The following is a 3,961-nucleotide window of genomic DNA, read 5'->3' on the forward strand; positions in this document are numbered from 1 at the left end:
CAGCCGTCTCTAATTCTATACACAGGAAGCATTTGTAAGCTCTCTAGAATTTTAGCTATTACAGGTTTATTAAAAACGGATGCTCTGGTTAAAAAATATGCAGACCGATTACATTTGGTTCCAATTAATAGCGCATCCAAAAGGGCATTCTGGTGATTACTTAATAATAATACAGGTTTGCTTTTCGGTACATTTTGAACATCATGAATTTTAATTCTCCTGAAATAGAAAAACATGCCTAAATTAATATAACCTCTTACAAATGATACCCACATACCCTTCAAACTTCCTCTTTTTTTCTAGACCAAAACCAAGCTAATAACAAGCCTGAAATAATGTGCCAAATACCCCAAAAAGCGGCTAAAATGGCCATTCCTCCTAACCCATTAAAGAACGTAAAAATTAACAACAAGCCCAAACCTGAGTTTTGAATACCGGTTTCTATGGCTAACGTTTTCTGGTTTTTATATGATAACTTAAAAAGTTTAGCGACCGTAAAACCCAATAATAAGGCCAAAATATTATGTGAAATTCCAAGAGCCAAAACATGATGAATGTAGTTATTAAACACATCCATATTTTTTGAAAAGGCAATGATAACTATGGCCCCAAAAACAATAATTGATACAGGTTTTAAAAATTTAGAAAGCTTCTTTGCTAAACTAGGTTGCTTTTGTCTTAATAACATACCAAAAAATAAAGGCACACCAAGTATTAAAACAACCAACTTGACCAATTGAAAAGAATCAAGTTCAACAGTTTTTAATATGTCAGCAGTAGGTTCATATAAACTACTATAAAACCGAAAATTAAAGGGCGTCATAAACATTGCTAAAAAAGTAGCAAAAGCAGTAAGACTAACTGATAATGCCGTATTTCCTTTTGCCAAATGCGTCATAAAATTTGAAATATTTCCACCAGGACAAGCGGCTACCATAAACATACCCAAGGCAATACTAGGGTGTGGATTTATTAATACCACTAAAAAAAAAGTAACCAAAGGCAATAATACAAATTGTGATAAAACCCCTAATAAAATGAGTTTGGGCTGGTTTAACAACGCTTTAAAATCATCAAGTGAAATACCAAGAGCAACCCCAAACATAACAACTGCAAGCGCTATATTTAAAACCCACAATCCGTTACTATCAAAGTTTATTTGAACCTTATCTAAGTTTTGCATACATCAATTTACAGGCGTTCCATTTTTCACTTTATTCTCAGGATTTAAAAGTATCACATCCTTGCCGTTAACAGCACCTAAAACCAAACATTCGCTCATAAATTTGGCAATTTGCTTTTTAGGAAAGTTTACAACAGCCACAATTTGCCTTTGCAACAAATCGTCTTTTTTATAAAGTGTTGTTATTTGAGCCGAGGAATTTTTGATTCCTAAATCTCCAAAATCTATGGTTAATTGATAGGCTGGATTTCTAGCTTCAGGAAAATCATTAACTTCAATGATGGTGCCTACGCGTAAATCGACTTTAGTAAAGTCATCAAAAGTAATTGTGTTATCCATTTTTTAAAAATACAATTTTTAACGAACTTTGAAAAAACAATAAGAATATGGCAGATACTCCTTCAAATATGATTCCTTTAGGCTCCAAAGCGCCTTATTTTTCGCTTCCAGATACGGTTTCAGGTGCCATTTTAAACCTTAATAGTTTAAAAGGAGAAAAAGGCACTGTTGTCATGTTTATTTGTAATCATTGTCCGTTTGTAATACATGTTAATGCCGAAATAGTTTCCATGGCAAACGCTTACGAGGAAAAGGGCATTGCTTTTATTGCAATTTCTAGTAATGATGTTGCCCGTTTTCCTCAAGATTCACCTGAAAAAATGAAACTATTTGCAAAAAAGGAGAACTTTCCTTTTCCTTATTTATATGATGAAACTCAAGACGTGGCAAAAGCTTATAATGCGGCTTGCACACCGGATTTTTATGTTTTTGATAACGGTTTAAAATTAACTTATAGAGGCCAAATAGATGATTCGCGCCCTGGCAATGGTATTAAAGTTACTGGTAAGGAATTAAAACATGCCTTAGATTGTTTAATTGAAAATAAAAATAATACACAAATACAAAAACCAAGTATTGGGTGCAGCATAAAATGGAAAACTTCGTACTAAAGAGTCTATATTAGGAAGCCTCTTATTTTTTATTTAAGTTTTAGCTGCCAAATACCAACATTCAGCCATTCACCAAATTTAAAACCAACTTCTTTTAAGTTAGCCACTTGTTCGAACCCAAATTTTTCATGAAGTTTAATACTGCCTTCATTTGGAATGGTTAATACACCGAGTACCGAATGTAAATCGGTTTCTTTTAATAATCGAATTAATTCGGCATACAATTTTGTACCAATTTGTTTACCATGAGCCGTATGCTTAACGTAAACTGTAGATTCTGCAACATAGTTATAGGCTGCTCTGGGTCTAAACTGGCTACCGTAGGCATACCCTAATATTTCATTTTCTTCTTCATAAACTATAAATGGATATTCAGAGGAAATTAAGACTAATTTTTCTGTAAACGCTTCAATTTTTATAGGTTCTATATCAAAAGTAGCCGTAGTATTTAAAACATAATAATTATAAATATCCAATAATTCCTTGGCATCTTTTATGTTCAATACTCTTATCATTTATTTCAATTGAAATTTTAAAGCCAACCTTTACTTTTTAATAAATTTTCGATATGCGCATAATGATGATTGCTATGCCAAGCATAATTACCAATATTAAAACTCAATAATACCTCGCTATTAGTTTCAGGATGAATGAAGCATCTGTTAAATTTATCTTCCGATAATGTTTTTAGCAAATACACCAATTTAAAATGGATGGCTCTAATATGCTGTAAGGACATTTCAATGGGCGCAGATTTAGAATCTATAAGTTCTGCCCACCTATCTTCATAATAAGCTTTTATAACTGGTTTATCTTCAGTCAATGCCCATTTAAAACGTGTGTAGCTATGATGATGACTATCTGAAACATGATGAACCACTTGCCTTATTGTCCAACCTTCTGGCCTATATTGAGTATCTAGCTGCTTATCAGTCAAACCTTTTACTAGATTTTCTAAACGGTTAGGAAAATGTTCTAAAATGGAAATCCAACTATCAATATGTTGTTGCGAAATGTTATTCGGGCAGTCAAATTGCCCAATAGGGTATCTAAGGTTTTGCAGTTCTTGGTCGGTCATAAAAACAAATATAGCAAAATGTTAAGCAACTTCATTCACACCATTTTCTAACCAATTAATGGCTTCATAAATTGTAGAAAATCGTTTTATTTTATTCTTAAAAAATAAGTTTTCAATCATAAATCCAAGCATACTCGTTTTTCTATCTGAAATCACATAATATCCTTTTAGGTTATAACTATTTTTAAAAAATTTCACCCAATCTTGTGGCATTACTGAATATGAATGAATCCTGTTAGAAATGTATATTAAATTACTTCCATCGGTATTTAAAAACTGTGACACATCCTCAATCATCTTACTGCCATGATCTTCCCAGTTAAAAACGAGCCCTTCTTTTATTTCTGAAATAACAAAATCTTTAAAAACAAAAACATTGGCAAAAGAATAATTAAATTCTTTTAAAACCTGTTTATATAAATCGGTCTCCTTTACGCTAATCATATAAATAAAAATATACCATAAAATTTGATATAACAAATTACAAATTTTACAGTAGTAATAATCTAAAAAAACAAAAAAGCACCTTAGCTGTGCTTTTTTGTTTAATATAAATTGAATGACTTTATTTTACAGCCATCAATTCCACATCAAAAACTAAAGTTGCATCTGGTGGAATAACACCTCCAGCTCCAGCACTTCCGTAAGCTAAATGACTTGGTATAACTAAACGTGCTTTGTCGCCTACTTTTAATAAGCCAATACCTTCATCCCAACCTGGAATTACTTGACCAACACCTAAAGGAAAAT

General features: G+C 32.1%; 8 protein-coding genes. 1 reads left to right on the top strand and 7 read right to left on the bottom strand.

From position 1 onward, the window contains the following. The 3 genes from WBN21_RS03370 to WBN21_RS03380 form a co-directional block, all read right to left on the bottom strand. Window positions 1–275, bottom strand: a 275-nt coding sequence (locus WBN21_RS03370) for a 1-acyl-sn-glycerol-3-phosphate acyltransferase (protein WP_424197886.1), incomplete at its 3' end; no start/stop codon positions are given. Between the two features lie 5 nt (window positions 276–280). Continuing rightward, the gene (locus WBN21_RS03375; RefSeq protein ID WP_424197887.1) at window positions 281–1,183 is read right to left on the bottom strand and encodes a bile acid:sodium symporter family protein; all 903 of its coding nucleotides are present in this window, start codon (window positions 1,181–1,183) and stop codon (window positions 281–283) included. 3 nt (window positions 1,184–1,186) lie between these two features. Beyond that, complete coding sequence (locus WBN21_RS03380; protein ID WP_424197888.1) at window positions 1,187–1,522, bottom strand: tRNA-binding protein; 336 nt, start codon at window positions 1,520–1,522, stop codon at window positions 1,187–1,189. Window positions 1,523–1,569: 47 nt separating this feature from the next. On the opposite strand from WBN21_RS03380, the gene WBN21_RS03385 reads away from it, so the two are divergent. Further along, complete coding sequence (locus WBN21_RS03385; RefSeq protein ID WP_424197889.1) at window positions 1,570–2,133, top strand: thioredoxin family protein; 564 nt, start codon at window positions 1,570–1,572, stop codon at window positions 2,131–2,133. A gap of 29 nt (window positions 2,134–2,162) precedes the next feature. On the opposite strand, the gene WBN21_RS03390 is transcribed toward WBN21_RS03385, so the two are convergent. The 4 genes from WBN21_RS03390 to WBN21_RS03405 all read right to left on the bottom strand — a co-directional run. Further along, window positions 2,163–2,648, bottom strand: a complete 486-nt coding sequence (locus WBN21_RS03390; protein ID WP_424197890.1) for an N-acetyltransferase family protein — start codon at window positions 2,646–2,648, stop codon at window positions 2,163–2,165. 17 nt (window positions 2,649–2,665) lie between these two features. Continuing rightward, entirely contained in the window at window positions 2,666–3,211 is a 546-nt protein-coding gene (locus WBN21_RS03395) for a YfiT family bacillithiol transferase (protein WP_424197891.1), read from the bottom strand. Between the two features lie 21 nt (window positions 3,212–3,232). Further along, window positions 3,233–3,655 carry a hypothetical protein gene (locus WBN21_RS03400; RefSeq protein WP_424197892.1) on the bottom strand — a complete coding sequence of 141 codons (423 nt, stop codon included), beginning with the start codon at window positions 3,653–3,655 and terminating at the stop codon, window positions 3,233–3,235. A gap of 121 nt (window positions 3,656–3,776) precedes the next feature. Next, window positions 3,777–3,961, bottom strand: a 185-nt coding sequence (locus WBN21_RS03405; protein WP_424197893.1) for an FKBP-type peptidyl-prolyl cis-trans isomerase, incomplete at its 5' end; no start/stop codon positions are given.

The organism is Algibacter sp. (assembly GCF_049667265.1).
Lineage (GTDB): Bacteria > Bacteroidota > Bacteroidia > Flavobacteriales > Flavobacteriaceae > Algibacter_B.

Excerpts from the sequence above, each read along its gene's own strand:
- WBN21_RS03375 (WP_424197887.1), bottom strand. The coding sequence starts at position 1,183 with ATGCAAAACTTAGATAAGGTTCAAATAAACTTTGATAGTAACGGATTG.
- WBN21_RS03380 (WP_424197888.1), bottom strand. The coding sequence starts at position 1,522 with ATGGATAACACAATTACTTTTGATGACTTTACTAAAGTCGATTTACGC.
- WBN21_RS03385 (WP_424197889.1), top strand. The coding sequence starts at position 1,570 with ATGGCAGATACTCCTTCAAATATGATTCCTTTAGGCTCCAAAGCGCCT.
- WBN21_RS03390 (WP_424197890.1), bottom strand. The coding sequence starts at position 2,648 with ATGATAAGAGTATTGAACATAAAAGATGCCAAGGAATTATTGGATATT.
- WBN21_RS03395 (WP_424197891.1), bottom strand. The coding sequence starts at position 3,211 with ATGACCGACCAAGAACTGCAAAACCTTAGATACCCTATTGGGCAATTT.
- WBN21_RS03400 (WP_424197892.1), bottom strand. The coding sequence starts at position 3,655 with ATGATTAGCGTAAAGGAGACCGATTTATATAAACAGGTTTTAAAAGAA.